The sequence below is a fragment of the Massilia sp. LXY-6 genome (genome assembly GCF_051233485.1).
In the GTDB taxonomy this organism is placed as follows: Bacteria; Pseudomonadota; Gammaproteobacteria; order Burkholderiales; family Burkholderiaceae_D; genus Telluria.
On the sequence record NZ_JBKFGF010000029.1, the window covers coordinates 56243 to 74655 of the forward strand.

The 18413-nt window shown below is 65.9% G+C and carries 17 protein-coding genes and 1 tRNA gene; 13 read left to right on the forward strand and 5 right to left on the reverse strand.

The window, feature by feature from the left end:
* The first annotated feature begins 19 nt into the window (after positions 1–19).
* Positions 20–223: a cold-shock protein gene (locus ACI48D_RS14515; RefSeq protein ID WP_036166698.1), complete on the forward strand. Its 204-nt coding sequence runs from the start codon at positions 20–22 to the stop codon at positions 221–223.
* Positions 224–340: 117 nt separating this feature from the next.
* Here ACI48D_RS14515 and ACI48D_RS14520 read toward each other — a convergent pair whose 3' ends face one another.
* Positions 341–1255: a LysR family transcriptional regulator gene (locus tag ACI48D_RS14520; protein ID WP_435571945.1), complete on the reverse strand. Its 915-nt coding sequence runs from the start codon at positions 1253–1255 to the stop codon at positions 341–343.
* A 162-nt stretch (positions 1256–1417) separates the two neighbouring features.
* Here ACI48D_RS14520 and aceB point away from each other — a divergent pair, with 162 nt between their 5' ends.
* Positions 1418–3007 carry a malate synthase A gene (gene aceB, locus ACI48D_RS14525; protein ID WP_435571946.1) on the forward strand — a complete coding sequence of 530 codons (1590 nt, stop codon included), beginning with the start codon at positions 1418–1420 and terminating at the stop codon, positions 3005–3007.
* Positions 3008–3013: 6 nt separating this feature from the next.
* Here the strand turns inward: aceB and ACI48D_RS14530 are convergent, their stop codons facing one another.
* Together ACI48D_RS14530 and gloB are read right to left on the reverse strand one after the other, a co-directional pair.
* Positions 3014–3721 (reverse strand): 2-hydroxychromene-2-carboxylate isomerase, encoded by a 708-nt coding sequence (locus ACI48D_RS14530; RefSeq protein WP_435571947.1) that lies wholly within the window; start codon positions 3719–3721, stop codon positions 3014–3016.
* A complete protein-coding gene (gloB, locus tag ACI48D_RS14535; RefSeq protein ID WP_435571948.1) occupies positions 3703–4521 on the reverse strand; it encodes a hydroxyacylglutathione hydrolase in 819 nt (272 codons plus the stop codon). The genes ACI48D_RS14530 and gloB overlap by 19 nt, the downstream gene beginning before the upstream one ends.
* Before the next feature lie 45 nt (positions 4522–4566).
* Between gloB and ACI48D_RS14540 the strand changes: the two genes are divergently transcribed.
* The 4 genes from ACI48D_RS14540 (at position 4567) to ACI48D_RS14555 (ending at position 6736) form a co-directional block, all read left to right on the forward strand.
* Entirely contained in the window at positions 4567–5352 is a 786-nt protein-coding gene (locus ACI48D_RS14540) for a class I SAM-dependent methyltransferase (RefSeq protein WP_435571949.1), read from the forward strand.
* An 8-nt stretch (positions 5353–5360) separates the two neighbouring features.
* Positions 5361–5804, forward strand: a complete 444-nt coding sequence (rnhA, locus tag ACI48D_RS14545) for a ribonuclease HI (protein WP_435571950.1) — start codon at positions 5361–5363, stop codon at positions 5802–5804.
* Between the two features lie 76 nt (positions 5805–5880).
* The gene (dnaQ, locus tag ACI48D_RS14550) at positions 5881–6591 is read left to right on the forward strand and encodes a DNA polymerase III subunit epsilon (protein ID WP_435571951.1); all 711 of its coding nucleotides are present in this window, start codon (positions 5881–5883) and stop codon (positions 6589–6591) included.
* A 70-nt stretch (positions 6592–6661) separates the two neighbouring features.
* A tRNA-Val gene (locus ACI48D_RS14555) sits at positions 6662–6736 on the forward strand.
* A 186-nt stretch (positions 6737–6922) separates the two neighbouring features.
* Here the strand turns inward: ACI48D_RS14555 and ACI48D_RS14560 are convergent.
* Positions 6923–7729 carry a PEP-CTERM sorting domain-containing protein gene (locus ACI48D_RS14560; RefSeq protein WP_435571952.1) on the reverse strand — a complete coding sequence of 269 codons (807 nt, stop codon included), beginning with the start codon at positions 7727–7729 and terminating at the stop codon, positions 6923–6925.
* 351 nt (positions 7730–8080) lie between these two features.
* Between ACI48D_RS14560 and ACI48D_RS14565 the strand changes: the two genes are divergently transcribed.
* Together ACI48D_RS14565 and ACI48D_RS14570 are read left to right on the forward strand one after the other, a co-directional pair.
* Complete coding sequence (locus tag ACI48D_RS14565; RefSeq protein WP_435571953.1) at positions 8081–8773, forward strand: NAD(P)H-binding protein; 693 nt, start codon at positions 8081–8083, stop codon at positions 8771–8773.
* 63 nt (positions 8774–8836) lie between these two features.
* Positions 8837–9898, forward strand: coding sequence for a hypothetical protein (locus tag ACI48D_RS14570; RefSeq protein ID WP_435571954.1), 1062 nt, complete (start codon positions 8837–8839; stop codon positions 9896–9898).
* Here ACI48D_RS14570 and sbcB read toward each other — a convergent pair.
* Complete coding sequence (sbcB, locus tag ACI48D_RS14575) at positions 9879–11477, reverse strand: exodeoxyribonuclease I (RefSeq protein WP_435571955.1); 1599 nt, start codon at positions 11475–11477, stop codon at positions 9879–9881. The two genes, ACI48D_RS14570 and sbcB, sit on opposite strands and share 20 nt — an antisense overlap.
* Before the next feature lie 237 nt (positions 11478–11714).
* Between sbcB and ACI48D_RS14580 the strand changes: the two genes are divergently transcribed.
* The 5 genes from ACI48D_RS14580 (at position 11715) to ACI48D_RS14600 (ending at position 18412) form a co-directional block, all read left to right on the forward strand.
* On the forward strand, positions 11715–12641 hold the full coding sequence (locus tag ACI48D_RS14580; RefSeq protein ID WP_435571956.1) for a bile acid:sodium symporter family protein: 927 nt from the start codon (positions 11715–11717) through the stop codon (positions 12639–12641).
* A 126-nt stretch (positions 12642–12767) separates the two neighbouring features.
* Entirely contained in the window at positions 12768–14738 is a 1971-nt protein-coding gene (locus ACI48D_RS14585; RefSeq protein ID WP_435571957.1) for a TonB-dependent receptor plug domain-containing protein, read from the forward strand.
* Between the two features lie 4 nt (positions 14739–14742).
* Positions 14743–15327 (forward strand): YfiR family protein, encoded by a 585-nt coding sequence (locus ACI48D_RS14590; protein WP_435571958.1) that lies wholly within the window; start codon positions 14743–14745, stop codon positions 15325–15327.
* A 2-nt stretch (positions 15328–15329) separates the two neighbouring features.
* The gene (locus tag ACI48D_RS14595) at positions 15330–17771 is read left to right on the forward strand and encodes a response regulator (RefSeq protein WP_435571959.1); all 2442 of its coding nucleotides are present in this window, start codon (positions 15330–15332) and stop codon (positions 17769–17771) included.
* A 299-nt stretch (positions 17772–18070) separates the two neighbouring features.
* The gene (locus ACI48D_RS14600) at positions 18071–18412 is read left to right on the forward strand and encodes a universal stress protein (RefSeq protein WP_435571960.1); all 342 of its coding nucleotides are present in this window, start codon (positions 18071–18073) and stop codon (positions 18410–18412) included.
* Position 18413: the final 1 nt, after the last annotated feature.

The following is an 18413-nucleotide window of genomic DNA, read 5'->3' on the forward strand; positions in this document are numbered from 1 at the left end:
ACTGAAATAGGAAATAGTAATGGCAACTGGCATCGTAAAATGGTTCAATGACTCCAAGGGTTTCGGCTTCATCACCCCGGATGAGGGCGGCGAAGATCTGTTCGCTCACTTCTCGGCGATCCAATCCCAAGGCTTCAAGTCGCTGCAAGAGAATCAGCGTGTTTCGTTCGACGTGACCTCGGGTCCGAAGGGCAAGCAAGCTTCGAACATTCAGCCGCTGTAATATCTTCATGGGCTTCCAGCCCTAGATAGGCGCTGAATTTCAGCAAAAAATCCTCGGCATGTCCGGGGATTTTTTTTGCCCATCCATTTGCAACTCATCAGTTCCGGCGAATTTTTTTCAGCTTCCTGTGCTGTTCCGCCAATAATCTGGCTGGGAGTAAGTGTGCCGCAGGAAATCGACGAAAGCGCGGATCCGCAGTGGCAGGTGACGGCGCTGCGCGAATACCGCATGGATATCGTTGCCGGGCGCCGCATACTGCTCCAGCACGGGCACCAGCCGGCCCGCCGCGATTTCCGGTCCCACTTCCCACATCGAGCGCCAGGCCAGGCCGCGTCCCGCCAGCGCCCACTCGTGCAGGACGGCACCGTCGTTGCAGACCATATTGCCGCCCACCTTCAGCGTCACGACCCGTCCGTTCTCCTGGAAAGCCCAGCCGCGCTGGCTGCCTTCGCTGCTGATCGCCAGGCAGTTGTGACGCGCCAGCTCGTCGAGGGTATGCGGCGTGCCGTGGCGCTTCAGGTAGCTTGGGGCCGCCACCACGACGCGGTGGTTGTCGGCCAGCTTGACCCCGACCAGGCTCGAATCGGACAAGGCGGCGATGCGGATCGCGACGTCGACGCCTTCGCCGATCACGTCGACCACCCGGTCGTTCAGGTTCAGGTTGACGGTGACGTCGCGATGTTCCAGCACGAAGGAGGGCACCAGCGGCGCCACGTGCTGGCGGCCGAAGCCGGCCGGGGCCGACACCAGCAGGTGGCCGGTGGCGCGCGCGCTGCGCTCCGACACCGCCGACTCCGCTTCTTCGAGTTCCGCCAGGATACGCTGGCAATCCTCGAGGAAGGCGGCGCCCTCGTCGGTGAGGGCCAGCTTTCGTGTGGTTCGTTGCAGCAGCTTGACGCCGAGGCGGCTCTCCAGGGCATCGAGGCGGCGCCCGATCATGGCGGGCGCGATGCCCTCGGCGCGTGCCGCAGCCGACAGGCTGCCGCGGGCGACGACTTCGACGAAGGTGGAAATTTGACGGAAATGGTCCATGGCTGCTTGGCTGACTCCTCATCTGTGACTATCATTTGTGATAAAAACGCACAGATGAATGTATTTTTTGTCTCGTTTATTACTGCGGAAGTGAATATACTTGACCAGATAGCAAACGCCAAGCCGCGTTGCATAAGATTTATATACTAAGAGGAGCATGCCATGACCATCGCCACCCCGTCCGGAATGGAGATCCGCGCCGACATCAAGCCCGGCTACGAACAGATCCTGACTCCCGAGGCTCTTGCCCTCGTCGCCAAGCTCAGCCGCGCATTCGAGCCGCGCCGCCAGGAGCTGCTGGCCGCCCGCGTCGAGCGTGCGAAACGCCTGGATGCCGGCGAACGCCCGGACTTCCTGCCCGAAACCGCGGACATCCGCAACGGCGACTGGAAGATCGCCCCGATCCCGAAGGCATTGGAATGCCGCCGCGTGGAAATCACCGGCCCGGTCGAACGCAAGATGGTCATCAACGCCCTGAATTCGGGCGCGGACAGCTACATGACCGACTTCGAGGATTCAAACACCCCGAACTGGGATAACCAGATCACCGGCCAGCTGAACATGCGCGATGCCGTGCGCCGCACCATTTCGCTGGAACAGAACGGCAAGCAGTACAAGCTGAACGACAAGGTCGCGACCCTGGTGGTGCGCCCGCGTGGGTGGCACCTGGACGAGAAGCACGTGCTGGTGGACGGCAAGCGCATTTCCGGCGGCATCTTCGATTTCGCGCTGTTCATGTTCCATAACGCCAAGGAGCAGCTGGCACGCGGCGCCGGCCCGTACTTCTACCTGCCGAAGATGGAATCGCACCTCGAAGCCCGCCTGTGGAACGACATCTTCAAGATGACCCAGGACGAGCTGGGCCTGCCGCAGGGCACGATCAAGGCCACCGTGCTGATCGAAACCATCGTCGCCGCTTTCGAAATGGACGAGATCCTGTACGAACTGCGCGAGCACAGCGCCGGCCTGAACGCGGGCCGCTGGGACTACATCTTCTCGTGTATCAAGAAGTTCAAGCTGGACAAGAACTTCTGCCTGGCCGACCGTCCGAAAGTCACGATGACGGCGCCTTTCATGCGTGCCTATGCGCTGCTCCTGCTGAAGACCTGCCACAAGCGCGGTGCGCCGGCGATCGGCGGCATGTCGGCCCTGATCCCGATCAAGAACGATCCGGAGAAGAACGCCGTCGCAATGGCTGGCGTGATCGGCGACAAGTCGCGCGACGCCACCGACGGCTACGACGGCGGCTGGGTTGCCCACCCGGGCCTGGTCGAGGCTTCGATGGCGGAATTCAAGAAGGTGCTGGGCGACCGTCCGAACCAGATCGACAAGCAGCGTCCGGACGTCGAAGTGACGGCCAAGGATCTGCTCGACTTCCGCCCGGAAGCCCCGATCACCGAGGCCGGCCTGCGCTACAACATCAACGTCGGCATCCACTACCTGGGCGCCTGGCTGGCCGGCAACGGCTGCGTGCCGATCCACAACCTGATGGAAGACGCCGCGACCGCCGAGATCAGCCGGGCCCAGGTCTGGCAGTGGATCCGCACACCGAAGGGTGTGCTCGACGATGGCCGCAAGGTTACCGCCGAGATGGTGCGCGCGATGATCCCGGAAGAGCTGGCCAAGGTGAAACAGGTGGCGCCGAACGGCGACAGCCCGACCTACGCACGCGCGGCCGAGATCTTCGAGCAGATGTCGCTCTCGGATGAGTTTGCGGAGTTCCTGACCCTGCCGCTGTACGAAGAAATTTAATCCGGCTCAACGCGGCCGCTGCGCGAGCGGCGGCCGCGCCAGAAATCCCCGCAGCTGTTCTTCGTCGATCGCACCGCCATCGAGCCGCCACAGCAGCGCCTCGATGCGGTCGCCGCCCCAGAACAGCTCGCCGTCCAGCCGGAACGTCGGCACGCCGAAGACGCCTTCGGCGATCGCCGCATCCGTGGCCGCCACCACCGCCTGCTTCACGGCCGGCGTGGCGGCGCGCTCCAACAAGCCTTTTCCATCGAACCCGGCCGCATCGGCCAGGCGCGCCAGTACGGCTGCGTCCGAAATATCTTCCCCGCGTTCCCAGCATGCCGCGATCAGCGCCAGCGCCAGCGCGCGCCGCTCGGCATCGCCGTCGAGCGCCGTGCACATGCGCAGGGCCGTCAGCGGATTGAAGGGATGGCCGGGCGGGCCGGCGAAGGGAAGGCCGCGCCGCGCCGCCTCGCGCATCATGTCGCGGAACAGGTAAGTACGCTTGGCCGGCACCTCGGCCGGCCCCAGGTTGCCGTGCGCCTTCAGCAGGCCGGCGAACAGCACCGGCACGACATGGACTTGCAGCGGGACGCGCACCGGCACCCGGCCCCCGGCTTGCTCGAGCCGGTCCAGCGCGCGCGCCGCCAGCCAAACGTAGGGGCTGACCGGGTCGAAGTAGAAGTCGACCTGCCGGGGCGCGGCGCCGGCAGCCATCAGAACACGTTCTTCCACTCGCGCAGCGCGGCGAACACCTCAACCGGCGTGGCGCCCGGCCGCAGCCTCCCGGCCGCGACCAGGCTGGCGGTGATGCCCGGCTCTGTCGTGCGCAGGAAGGGATTCGTGGCCTTTTCGATGGCGATGTTCGACGGGATGGTCGGCAGGTGGGTGCCGCGCAGCTTGCTGTCGGCCTCGAGCCGCATCTGCAGCGCCTGGTTGTCCGGTTCGACCGCCTGGGCGAAGCGCAGGTTGGACAGGGTGTACTCGTGGGCGCAATAGACCAGGGTATCGTCGGGCAGGGCGGCCAGCTTGGCGAGCGAGGACGCCATCTGCTCCGGTGTACCCTCGAACAGGCGGCCGCAGCCAGCGCCGAACAGGGTGTCGCCGCAGAACAGCCAGTGCGGGCCGGTCGGGTTGTCCGCGTCGTCGCGCACGTAGGCGATGTGGCCGCGGGTGTGGCCCGGTACGTCCAGTACGGTCAGCTCCAGCGCCAGGCCCGGCACCTGTATGCGGTCGCCTTCGCCCAGTGGGTGCGTCACGGCATCGATGGCGTCCTTACTCGGGCCGAAAACGGGCACGTTATATTCTGAAAGCAATTGAGGCACACCACCGATGTGGTCAGCGTGGTGATGGGTGAGTAGAATGGCGGTGAGGGTCAACCCATTCTCCCGCAGGGCATTGAGGATGGGCTGGCCGTCGCCCGGGTCGACCGCCGCCGCATGGACGCCATCATGGATAAGCCAGAGATAATTGTCCTTGAAGGCGGGGATGGTCAGGACCGTCAGGGCATTGGGGCTGCTCGGCGAATTCGTCATAGGCTATGAAAATGCGTGGTGAGATGCGTTTCGAGAAGGGATGGCATGGATAGCGCTGCATCCGAAAAATCCATTATAGCGCTCGACCTGTGGCTGCAATCGCCGGCCGGCGCCTACGTGCGCGCCTGGGAGCAGGCCTGCCTGGACGAGCTCACGGCCGATATCTTCGGCTTCAACGCCGTGCAGATCGGGGTGCCGCAGATCGACGCCTTGGCGGCCAACCGCATGCCGAACAAGTGGCAGGCCGCGACCCGCACCTCGACCGCCGACGAACTGGCGATTGCGGCGGGCGGCAAGCAGGTCGCCGTCGCACTCGACTTCGCCGACCTGCCGTTCGCGTCGCAGAGCCTCGACCTGGTGGTGCTGCCGCACGTGCTCGAGTTCGCGGCCGAGCCGCACCAGGTGCTGCGCGAGGTCGAGCGCGTGCTGATCCCGGAGGGTCAGCTGATCATCTGCGGCTTCAATCCGGCCAGCATGTGGGGCGTGCGCCAGGGCATGGGCCGCCTCACCAGCAGCACCTACCTGCCGACGGCGGGCGAGTTCATCTCTATGCCCCGGCTGAAAGACTGGTTAAAATTGTTGAATCTCGGCGCCACCCGCAGTCACTTCGGCTGCTACGCGCCGCCATTCCGTACCTCCCAGTGGATCAACCGCTTCGCCTTCGTCGAAGGGGCGGGGCAGCGCTGGTGGCCGTATCTCGGAGCCGTGTACATCGTGCATGCGATCAAGCGCGTCAAGGGGATGAACATCATCGGACCGGCATGGAACAAGAAGCCGGGCAAGGCGCCGCAGGCGGTGCCGGCGACCAACCGTAACGAACGAAACAAGTAAAAGAGAGCATGACGACCAAAGTAGAGATTTATACCGACGGGGCCTGCAAGGGAAATCCGGGCACCGGCGGCTGGGGCGCACTGCTCGTGGCCGATGGCGGCCACCAGAAGGAAATCTTCGGCGGCGAGCCGAACACCACCAACAACCGCATGGAACTGCGCGCCGTGATCGAGGCGCTGACGGTGCTGAACCGGCCCTGCCACGTGGTGTTGCATACCGACAGCCAGTACGTGCAGAAGGGGATTTCGGAATGGATCCACGGCTGGAAGGCGCGCGGCTGGAAGACCTCGACCAAGGAACCGGTCAAGAACGAAGACCTGTGGAAGGCCCTCGACGCCGCCCAGCAGCAGCACGCGGTCGAATGGCGCTGGGTGCGCGGCCACAACGGCCATCCCGGCAACGAACGCGCCGACGTGCTGGCGAACATGGGGGCGGCCTCGGTCAAGCGCTGAGGCACCAGTCCGGCTTCGCGCATCGAAGCTGGTACAATAAGCCTTTGATTTTCAACGAATTCACACCTGAGAGCGCATGCGCCAGATCGTCCTCGATACCGAAACCACCGGCCTGAATCCCCGCACGGGCGACCGCGTCATTGAAATCGGCTGCGTCGAAATCTTCAACCGCAAGCTGACCGGCAATAACTTCCACCGCTATATCAATCCCGAGCGCGACTCGGACGAGGCGGCGCTGGCGGTGCACGGCCTGACCACCGAATTCCTGAGGGACAAACCGAAGTTCCACGAGATCGTCGAGGAACTGCGCGAGTTCGTGAAGGATGCCGAGATCATCATCCACAACGCGCCGTTCGACCTGGGCTTCCTGAACCACGAATTCGAACGCCTCGGCCTGCCACCCTTCGTCTCCCACTGCAGCAACGTGATCGACACCCTGGTGCACGCGAAGGAACTGCACCCGGGCAAGCGCAACTCGCTGGACGCGCTATGCGACCGCTACGGCATCTCGAACGCGCACCGCAAGCTGCACGGCGCACTGCTGGACTCGGAGCTGCTGGCCGACGTCTACCTGGCGATGACCCGCGGCCAGAACACGCTGTCGATGGACATGGAGGCCGACGAAGCCGCCGGCGGCGCCCAGCTGCTGGAAGCCGGTCCGCTGGGCGAGATCATCGTGCTGCCGGCCGCCCTTGATGAGCTCGCGGAGCATGATGGCGTGCTGGCCGCCCTCGATAAAGCGGTGAAGGGAGAATGTGTTTGGAGAAAATATTCTCCGCAGGGGTGACAAAACGCAAAACTCCCCCTATAATGCTCGTCATTGCAGCGATGCAATCGCAGCAAAGTAGTAGAAAGTAGGGCGGTTAGCTCAGGGGTAGAGCACAGCATTCACACTGCTGGGGTCGCAAGTTCGAAACTTGCACCGCCCACCAGAATTTAGCTTTTGGATTCAAAAACTTAGTTCGCCATAGCGAGTTGAAAAAAAACAACTTGGGCGACATTTGGGGAATTCAGAGCAGCAACAAAGGCCAGCGATCCGCTGGCCTTTTTGTTTTTGTGCGCTTCATCCGGGTGAACCCTAGACGGTCACCAGCCCTGCCGGGTTAGCAACCCATCCTCTATCTCATGTGCCCGTTGCGCCGCGCGCGAACGCATAGGACGCCCGCCCCCGCCAGCAGCAGCGCCCATTCCGCCGGTTCGGGCACCGGCGCGGCGCTGCCGAGATAGCCGTCGACCCGCGCGCTGTAGCTCAGCTGTCCATCGACCCATGCATCGGAGTCGTTGTCCCATTCGATGGTCGCGGTGCGCACCTCGGTGTCGTTCGGTATGTACTCGTGCATGCGAACGGCGCCAATCAAGGCGACCAAGCCGTCGGTGAGCGGGACGATTCCGCCATTGGCCTCGTGAAAGGATGCGTTGAGCAGGGTCTGGCCCTCGCCGTCGATCACGCCGCCCAGCGAGCTCAGGTCGATGGCCATGTCCATCGAAAACGTGACGCGCGTGTGCGGCGCCAGCCGGAAGTTCCAGGGTTCCAGCGTGGCGGACACGTGGCTATCGATGAGCTTGCCCGGCAGCGGAACGAGGCTCATCGCCGCGACGATGCCGGTCCCGAGATAAGCCACGCCGAGGTGGGTTCCGGCCCAGGGATCGAGCAGGATCACATCCGGTCCTTTCCCCGACCGCGTGTCGTGGGCCGATCCGGCCGTTGCGCTGCCGGCACGCGCGTTCACGGTCGCGTACAGGTCGTGCGCCGGCACGCCGGTGAAGTCGATGGCGGCCGCTACTCCGTCGTCGGGTGAGAGGTCCGTCACCGTGTAGCGCAGCTTGTCGGCCTGTGCGGCCAGCTTGATTTGCGCCGACGCCGGCGCCCACGGCGCCAGCAAGCCCAGTAGGACCACCAGGGCGCCCATGTTCATGCGATTCATGCGGCACCTCCGTGTTGATGGATGGCCGCGCGCCGCCAGCCCGGTAGCGCGCAAGCGATGCGGAAGACATCGTCGCCGAGCCAGCTGCTTTCGCCGTCGTCGATCGGCGACGAGCGGTCCACCCCAAGCGCGCGTGGACAACTCCCGCTTGTCGAACCGCAGTGACTGCCTGGCGACCTTAGCACGGATGGAGCTGTCATGTAGAATGGATGTCAGCCATGCGCAACGGTCTACGATGCCAGCCGCCAAGGGCAAAAACGCATGCTCGAGCGCGTCGAGGGTCCGCTGGCGAACACGGGGCCGGTGTACCGCTTTCGCAGCCACTGCCGAGACAAAAAGGGCGCCAAGACAATGATGAAGTCGAATATGCCCAGCCCTGCCGATCAACGAAAAGTCCTGGTGGCCGGCGCCACCGGGCTGGTGGGAGGACAGATCCTCCAGGCGCTGCTGGCCGACCCGACGGTCGCCGAAGTGCACGCCCTGAGCCGCCGGCCATTGACGATCAGCCACCCCAAACTACAGGTACACATCGTGGATGTGGGCCGCCTGCCCGCGCTGCCGCCCGCCGATGAGGCCTACCTGGCTCTCGGTACCACGATCAAGGTGGCCGGCAGCCGGGCGGCCTTCCGCGCCGTCGACCTGGATGCGAACCTGGCGGTCGCCACGGCTGCCCACGCAGCGGGCGTCCGGCGCCTGGGCCTGGTCAGCGCGGCGATGGCGAACGCGGCGTCGTCCACCTTCTACAACCGCGTCAAGGGTGAACTGGAGGATGCTCTCAAGGCGATGGCGTGGAAAACCCTGGTGATCGCGCAACCCTCGCTGTTGCTCGACTACCGGGATGGCCTGCAACAGCCGCCGCGCCTCGGCGAACGGATGGCGATCCCGATCGCCAAGGTTCTAGCGCCGCTGCTGCCCGGCGCCTACCGGCCTGTGCATGCGCGGGCTGTCGCGCAATCGCTGGTCAGGACCGTGCCGGCGGCCGAGGGCGTGGTCGTGCTGGCGTCAAGCGCGCTCGTCCGGATCGGGAGCGAAGCACGCGACTGATCATGCCTGTATGTTGGCGCGCTAACGTTGGACCGCCGGATTATTCGGTATGGTGCGATTACCATGAAACCGAAAGCGCATCGGACCCAGGTCTCGAGCTCCCAGCTCGAGCTGCCGCTCGGCCGGCCCGGCGTGGCGCATGACCTGGCCTATTACATCGGCATCTGCAAGGTGTTCGCGGCCTATCACAAGCGCTGGCCGACGGCGGACGCGAGCCGCGAGGAATTCCGGGCGGCGCGGGTGCGGGATGTCGACGGCCAGCGCATCGAGCGGGCGCTGCGCTTTCCGGCGCCGGAACTCGAGGCCGATCCCGAGTACCGGGGCCTGCGCGAGCGCTGCCTGCTGGATGGCATGCGCGACGGCGTGAGCCTGGAAGCGCTGGACCCGCGCTATCGCACCGTCCTGTCCGACAGCGGTATCGCCGGCTTGTTCGCGTCCATCGCGCTGCCGGTCAAGGCGGGAGCGGATGCGGTACGCTATGCGACCGGCCTGCCGGTGCACAGCATCGATGAGCTGACCTTGCGCATCGGGCAGGGTATCGCCATGCATGCGCTCGGGGCTGCAGGCTTCGATCCGCACGACCCTCGCGTGCTCGCGCGCAGCTTCTCGGCGCGGGTGCAGGCCAACGACGAGCTGAAGAGCGTCATCGACCGCATCGGCATCCACCGTCCCTTGCTTGGCGTGCACCTGGCCGACCATTACCTGCTGGACGCCGGCGAGGATGGCCGTCTCACCGTCCGCTACCAGCTGCTGGCTGGCGGACGCTACGCCGGCCGCTTCGATGTCGGGCAACTGAGCGCGAAGCTCGCGTCCGTCTACGCCGCCGATCCGGAACTGGCGCAGCTGCGCGCTACCGGGGCGGCCCAGATGCCGGCCACCCCGGCCATGCCGGCCGCACCTGCCCCCGGGAGCATCGAGGAGCTGCGCGAGCAGCTGGCCATGCTCGAGCCGGAAGGGCAGAGCCTGAAGCTGCCGATCCAGGCGCTGAGCCGGTTCGCCGACATCCGGCGCCTGCTGGGCAAGGCTGGCGGCGATTACCGCGCGAGCGGGCAGCGCTTCGACTTCGAGGAAGGCATCGACCCGGCAGCCTTGGTCGGGCGCCTGCTCAAGGACGGCGCGGCCTGACCCGGCGCTTGCCCGGCGTGACGTCCGCGCCGCCGAAGAGGTCGGGCTGGACCGGCGCCGGCTGCGGCGCCGGGGCCGCAAGGTCGGCCGGCGTCGCCGGCTCCGGTGGCTGCGGCACGGTCCCGAAAGGATCGATCACGGCCGCCACGCCATTCGTGTAGGCCAGCACATCGTCGAGCAGCTGGAACTTGGCCGGGTCGGCCGGCGCGCTTGACGCGGCCAGCGACTGCCGGCAGCGGGCCGCCGCCTCGCGCACCATCGCTACCGTGCGGCTGCCTGCGATCCCTTCGATCAGCTTGCGGAAGCGGTGCTCTTCCCACTTGTCTTCTTCGCGCTGCGACAGCGTGGCCGGAAAATGGCGCGCCTTGTAGCGCAGGAACAGCTCGTCGAGCCTGGGATCGAGGAAGCCCGGCTTGAGCGTCGCCAGGGTGGCCGGGTCCATGCTCCGCAGCTGGTCCAGCAGGCGCCGGTCGGCATTGCCGAGAAAGCCCGCGTAGAGCGCTTCCTCGGGATCGCACTCGGCCGGGTCGCGGTCAAACACCACCTGCAGCAGCCGCGGCAGGTCGACGGTCTCCAGTACGCCCAGCATGACGGGCATATTGGCCAGCGCCGCGCCCAGGTCGATGCCCAGTTCGGCGGCCCGTTCGCGCGACAGGACGCCCAGGTTCCTGAAGACCGCCGGCGATTTGTTCGCGGCGATGCAGCGGATCGGCATCGGTTCGAAACCTTCGGGGCGCTCCTCCGAGCTGGTGAAGAGCCGCTTGCGCATGGTTTCGGCATCGATGTCCAGCAACTGGCGCGGGTCTTTCGACAGGTCCCAGGCGACCACCTCGTTGCGATTGGTCGGATGCGGCGCCAGCGGCATCATGATACGGATGCCTGCCGCCTGTGCGCTGCCGCGGTCGATGTGGATGAAAGGCGCTTTCGACGCCACATCCATTTCCTGCAGCGCCAGGTTCTTGTCCAGCATCGAGAAGCAATGCGCAAACAGCTGCGGCTGGCGCTCGCGGATGCGGCGCGCCAGCGCGACCGTGGCGACCACGTCGGACAAGGCGTCGTGCGCCGGTTCGTGCGGCAGGCCATTCGCCGCGCTGATCCGCTCCAGCCCGAGCGATACCTCGCCCTGTTCGTCGCGCGGCCACTCCAGCGTTTCCGGACGCAGCGCGTAGGTCGCGCGCACGAGGCCGAGCAAGTCCCAGCGGCCGCAGCCGTCCTTCCACTCGCGGGCATACGGGTCCATGAGGTTTCGCCAGAACATGAAACGCGTGATCTCGTCGTCGAAGGCGATCGAGTTGTAGCCGAAGGCAATCGTCCCCGGGGCGGCGAGCTCGCGATGGACCGCTTCGACAAATTGCAGCTCCGGCAATCCGACCTCCTGGCAGCGCTGGGGCGTGATGCCGGTTTGCACGCAGGCCAGCGGATCGGGCAGGTGATCGGGCGAAGGCCGGCAATACAGCGTGGTCGGCCTGCCGATGACGTTCAGCTCCATGTCCAGGCGGAGGCACGCGAACTGGACGGGGCGGTCGCGGACCGGGTCCACCCCGGTGGTCTCATAGTCGTAGGCCAGCAAACTGTTCATGGGCGCCTTGCAGGGCTTGGCATGCCGTCTCGATGATCTTGTCCGAAGAATATCGGCAATGGCGGCGGCGCGGCGCACATGAGTCCACCCCATGGAGACGTGATCGGAGATGCGCCGATCTTGTAATCATATCAAGTTAAAAACTTGCACCGCCCACCAGATTCATCGACAATGCCAGCGTTCAGCTGGCCTTTTTGTTTTCTCGAATCGGCAGCCTATCCGAGGGAGAGAAAGCGCGTGAATGCCGTCGAAAAAGCCAGTGCTATTGTAGGAAAGACGTTTCCATTCTGGGTACTCTTGTTTGCTTGTCTCGGCTTTTTTGCGCCGCAGCTTTTTATCGGCTATAAATCCTGGATCACCCCACTGCTCGGCATCGTCATGTTCGGCATGGGCTTGACGCTGTCCACGGCGGATTTTCGGGAAGTATTCCGCCGGCCCAGGGATGTCGCCATCGGCGTCGTCGGGCACTACCTCATCATGCCGGGCATTGCTTATCTGCTCGCGATCGTGCTGCGGCTTCCGCCCGACATCGCCGTCGGCGTCATCCTGGTCGGCTGCTGCCCGAGCGGAACCGCATCCAACGTCATGACCTTCCTGGCCAAGGGCGATGTCGCGCTCGGGGTCTCGATTGCATCGGTGTCGACGCTGGTGGCGCCGCTTGCGACGCCGGCGCTGGTCTCTCTGCTTGCCGGTAAATGGATGAACATCAACACGGAGTCCCTGTTCCTCGACATCGTGCAGGTCGTCATTCTGCCTATCGTGCTGGGTGTCATCGCCAAGACCCTGTTTCGCAGGCAGGCGGCGGCCAGCGTGAAAGCCTTGCCGCTCGTTTCCACGATTGCGATCGTGCTGATCATTGCGATCATCGTCGGATTGAATCGGCCGAAACTCTTCGCCAATGGCTTGCTGATCCTGGTGGCAGTCATCCTGCACAATCTGCTTGGCTTTGCGCTTGGGTACCTGTTTGCCAGGATGTTCGGCATGGACCTCACCAAGCGCAAGGCTGTGACGCTGGAGACAGGCATGCAGAATTCCGGGCTCGGCGCCGCATTGGCGACCGCCCATTTCAGCCCGCTGGCAGCCGTGCCAAGCGCGATGTTCAGCGTATGGCACAACCTGTCCGGTTCCGCGCTGGCGGCCTGGTTTGCGCGGAGAGCGAATTAGGGAGGTCTTGGGCGCTCCATCAGGATATCCGCCGGATTGCCGTATGCATCGAAGATAAGTTTGTGTCGCCGAAATCCAGTACGTTACAATGTCCCTGAAGAAAAACATTTGTGACCATCAATTTCCATGCTCAGTACCCGACCGAACCGCCCGGCGCTGCGATGCATTTCGCATCAGGCGCAGCTACTCCCGCTGGTCCGTTGCCTGGCCCTGGCCCTGATCGCCACGAACGCGCATGCGGAGGCGCTCGCCTCCGAACCCGGCAATCTCGGTGACCTCAGCCTCGAAGAGCTTGCCAACATCCAGGTCACCTCGGTCTCGCGGCGCCCGGAATCGCTGTCCGAGGCCGCCTCGTCGATCTTCGTGATCACCGGCACCGACATCCACCGGGCCGGCGCCACCACGCTGCCGGAAGCCTTGCGCCTGGCGCCGAACCTGGAGGTGGCGCGCCTCGACGCGCGCAACTACGCCGTCACTTCGCGCGGCTTCAGCAGCGCTTTCGAAAACAAGCTGCTGGTCCTGATCGACGGACGGACCGTGTATTCGCCGCTGTTTTCCGGCGTGTACTGGGACGTCCAGGACGTGGTGCTGGAAGACGTCGACCGCATCGAGGTCATCAGCGGTCCGGGCGCCACGCTATGGGGTGCGAATGCCGTCAACGGCGTCATCAATATCATCAGCAAGTCGGCGGCGTCGACCCAGGGAACGCTGTTGAGCGCCGTCGGCGGCAAGGACGAACGCAATGGCGCGGTGCGCTACGGCGGCGCGCTTGCCAACGGTGGACATTACCGGGTGTACGGCAAGTACGCCGCGAATGACGACCTGCACGCCGAGAACGGCGCCAGGGTGCCTACCGGATGGCATCGCCAGCAGGCCGGCTTCCGCGCCGACTTCGGCGATGTGTCCCGCAACGCCGTGGTCCAGGGCGACGTCTACGACGCCAGCCTGCGCCAGCGGGGCACGGCGGACATCCAGGTGCGCGGCGCCAACCTGCTCGGGCGCCTCAACCGCAGCTTCGCCGGCGGCTCGACCGCGACCGCGCAGATGTACTGGGACCACACCGAACGCGACCAGCCGCTGGCCTTCGTCGAACACCTCGACACGCTCGACCTGCAGCTGCAGCATGCGCTCAGCCTGGGCGAGGGGCACCGCGTGGTCTGGGGCGGCGGCTATCGCTGGGGCCACGACCGCGTGCGCAACGGCGCCGCGTTCGGCTTCCTGCCGGGGACCATGAATCTGCACTGGGCCAACCTGTTCGCCCAGGACGAGATGGCGCTAAGCGACAAGCTGCGCCTGACCGCCGGCCTGAAGTTCGAAGACAACAATTACACCGGCGTCGAAGTGCTGCCGACCTTGCGCCTGGCGTGGACCCCGCGGCCGGCGGCACTCGTGTGGAGCTCGCTGTCGCGCTCCGTGCGCGCGCCCTCGCGGATCGACCGCGACCTGTATTCGCCGACCACCCCGGCCGTCGTCAATGGCGTGCCGCAGTATGCCGTGGCGGGCGGCCCCGACTTCGCGTCCGAAGTGGCGAACGTGTTCGAACTCGGCTACCGCGCGCAGCCGACGCCGACGCTGTCGTATTCGGCCACGGCCTTCTACGGCCGCTACGACCGGCTGCGCACCCTCGAACCGAATCCGAACGGCAGCGGCTCGGTCTTCCGCAACCTGGCGGACGGCCGCACGCGCGGCCTCGAAGCCTGGGCCAGTTGGCAGGCGGCCAAGGCCTGGCGCCTGTCCGGCGGCGGCGTGGTGCAGCGTATCGACACGGCCCTCGATGCCGGCAGCAGGGACGTCTCCGGCACGACCGGCCTGGCCACGAGCGACCCGGGCCACTACTGGATGCTGCGCTCTTCGCACGACCTCGCAGACGGCCAGGAGCTGGACCTGAGCCTGCGCCATGTCGGCGCGCTGGCGAGACCGGCGGTGCCGTCGTACACGGCGGTCGACCTGCGCTACGGCTGGCGGATTCGCAAAGGCCTCGAGTTGTCGCTCATCGGGCGCAACCTGTTCGACCCGAACCACGCCGAATCCGGCGCTCCGGGCACACGCAGCAATTACCAGCGCGCTGTTCTCCTCAAGCTGGTCTGGAACCTGTAATACCGTGCGAGACTTGCGACTCTACTTCATCCGCGCCGCCGCCGTCCTGTGCCTCGGCGCCGCCGGCCTTAACATGGCCGCGCCCGCGCCCGCGGCAGCGGCCGGCAGCGCCATTATCGCCAGCGAGGAAAAGGTGGAGGCGGCCTACCTGCACAAGTTCCTCAACTATGCGGAGTGGCCGCCGGCCGCGTTCGCGCAGGCCGACAGCCCGTATGTGATCGGCGTCGCCGGCGACGACACGGTCGCCGACGAGCTGGCGCGCATCGCCGCCGGACGCAGCGTCAACAACCGCGGCGTGATCGTCAAGCGCCTGCTCCCGGGCGACACGCTGAACGGCCTGCACATGCTGTTTGTCGGCCGCGGCGAGCGCGCCCGCCTGGCGCAATGGCTGCGCCAGGCCAAGGGCCGGCCGATCCTGACCGTGAGCGCCGGCGACGGTGGGCTGGAACAGGGAAGCATCATCAATTTCCGCCTGGTCGACGACCGGGTCCGGTTCGAAGTAGCCCTTGACGCTTCCGAGCAGAGCGGCATCCACCTGAATTCCCGTCTTTTTAGCGTTGCCACGAACGTGGTGAAAGGAACCCGTTGACCATGTTTGGCGCCGTTCGACAATCCATCTCACGCAAGCTGGTGCTTGGGGTGCTGGTGACTACGCTGACCACGCTGCTCGTCGCTTCCGCCTCGATGCTGGTGCTCGACATCCGCAACTACCAGACCGGTTGGGCCGACGATCTGCGCGCCCAGGCCGACATCCTTGCCGAAGTGACCAAGCCGGCCCTCGAGTTCAACGACACCAAGGTGGCCCAGGAAAACCTGCTGCAGCTGCGCGCCAGGCCACTGATCGTGAACGCCGCGATCTACCGTGCCGACGGCTCGGTGTTCGCCGCGTATGGAAAATCGCCCCTGGAGCTGCAGCGGCTGCCGAAGCGCATGCCGCGCGCGGGCAACACGATCGATGGCGGCCAGATCGCGGTCGCCACCACGATGCTGCGCAACGGCGACCTGATCGGCATCGTCTACGTCGAGGCCGAATATCCGTTGATGGCGCAGGTGCAGCGCTACCTGTCCATCCTCGGCGCGGTCCTGCTGGGCAGCCTGCTGATCGCGATGCTGATGTCGAGCTGGCTGAAGGCCGCCATCATCCAGCCGGTGCTGGCGCTGACCGCGGCCGTCGACCAGGTGATCCGGCGCCGCGACTTTTCGATGCGCGTGACGAAGACGACCGAAGACGAGGTCGGCGTGCTGGTCGACGCCTTCAACGGCATGCTCGGCGAAGTCGGCGAGCGCGCCACGGCCCTGGAACAGTCGCACGCGCGCATGCAGCACGAAGTGGCGACCCGGATCGAGGCCGAGGAAGCGGTGCGGCAGCTGAACAACTCGCTGGAAGAGCGCATCCGGGAACGCACCGCCGAGCTGGAAAAGACCCACGCCCAGCTGCGCCAGTCGCAGAAGCTGGAGGCCATCGGCCAGCTTACCGGCGGCGTCGCGCACGATTTCAACAACGTCCTGCAGGTCATCGCCGGCAACCTGCAGCTGCTGCAGATGTCGCTGGCGGGGAACCCGGAGGCGCAGCGCCGCCTGGAGGCCGCGGCATTCGCAGCCGACCGCGGCGCCAAGCTGTCCTCGCAACTGCTGGCCTTCGCGCGCCGCCATCCGCTGCAGCCGGTGGCGACCAATATCGGCCGCGTCCTGCGCGGCATGGACGAGCTGCTGCGCCGCGCGCTGGGCGAATCGGTGCAGATCGAAACCGTGGTCGCCGGCGGCCTGTGGACCACCCTGGCAGACCCGCACCAGCTCGAGAACGTGATCCTGAACCTGGCCATCAACGCGCGCGACGCGATGAAGGGCGACGGCCGCCTCACGCTCGAACTCAACAACGCCATGCTGGACGATCACTACGTGCTGCACGAGCCGGAAGTGACGCCGGGCCAGTACGTGATGCTGGCGATCTCGGATACCGGCTGCGGCATGCCGCCGGAAGTCGTCGCGCGCGCCTTCGAGCCCTTCTTCACCACCAAGCGCGAAGGCGAGGGCACCGGCCTGGGCCTGTCGATGGCCTACGGCTTCGTCAAGCAGAGCAATGGCCACATCCGCATCTACAGCGAGGTCGGCAGCGGCACCACGATCAAGATCTACCTGCCGCGCTCGATGCAGCCGGAAGTCGAGCTGCCGAACCTGCGCAACGCGCCGGTCGTCGGCGGCTCCGAATCCATCCTGGTGGTCGAGGACGACCTGGCGGTGCAGGCGACCGTGGTCGACATGCTGCAGGGCCTGGGCTACCGTGTGCTGAAGGCCAGCGACGGCCAGGGCGCGCTGACCATCCTGCAAAGCGGTATCCCGGTCGACATGCTGTTCACCGACGTCGTGATGCCGGGCCCGGTGCGCAGCATCGAGGTCGCGCGCCAGGCCAAGCAGATGTTCCCGGCCATCGAGGTCCTGTTCACCTCGGGCTATACGCAGAACGCCATCGTCCACGGCGGGCGCCTGGATCCGGGCGTGGAGCTGATCAGCAAGCCCTACCGCCGCGACGAACTGGCGCGCAAGATCCGCCAGCTGTTCGCCGCGCGCAAGGAAAGCGCCGCGCTTGCGCCGGCGGCCCCGGCGACCTTGCCGGCGCCGGCGCCTGCCTGCGCAAGCGCGGAGCCGGTCCTGACTGCCAGCGCGCAGCCGAAGTCGATCCTGGTGGTCGAGGATAACCAGGACGCCCGCACCATGCTCGGCGAACTGCTGCTGCTGCTGGGCCACGCGGTCGAAGGGGTGGGCAGCGCCGAGCAGGCCCTGGAGCTGCTGGCGGAGCGGCAGTTCGACATCCTGCTGACCGACCATTCGCTGCCGGGCATGAACGGCCTCGAGCTGGCCCGCACAGTGCGGGCGCGCGGATCGCGGATGCGGATCATCTTCTCGTCCGGCTACGGCGCCCCGGAGACCCCTGGCCTGGACGTCAAACCGTCGTTCCTGCCGAAACCCTTCACCCTCGCCGCGCTGCAGAAGGTGCTGGAGGAGGCGACCTGCGCGGACGGCGCCTGCGGTTGACGAAAAACCCAGGTGGTATATACTCGGGACGTCATCGACCACCAACCCGGCATCGACATGAACACATGCTGTGCCTCCCTGCCGCGCGGATCGAGCGTGTTCCACGCCCGTCTTGCGCATCTCGCCACGCGAGATATCGCCGGCCTTTCCTAGGCTCGGCGAGGGCCTGAACGCGTTCCGTTCCAGGCCCTCCCGAGCATCCTCACCGAATCGTTCAACGGACCGGCGCACGACCGCGCCGATGCCGCTTTTCGTCGACGTTCGGCCAGCCCGCGGGCTTGGCCGGGGAGGACTATGTCATGCAATTGCTGCGATCTTCATGGTGGCACGCCTTCGCCGAATGGCGCCGGGCCGCGCAGGCCGCCGCGCGCATGGCGCCGGCCGCGCATTTCGTCTTCGTGCACGCCTACCGCCTTGCCGACGAGCGCCTGATGCGCGAAATGGAGCTGCGGCCGGAGCTGGTCAAGATGTACCGCGAACGCAGCCGGCACGCTGCCCGGCAGCGCCTGCAATCCTGCCTCGAGCGGTTTTCGCCGCCGCTTCCTTCCGCCGACTGCGTGGTCGAATACGGCTCCCCCGGCCATGTGATCGAGGAGTGCGCGCGCCGCCATGGCGCCGACCTGGTCGTGATAGGAGCGTGAC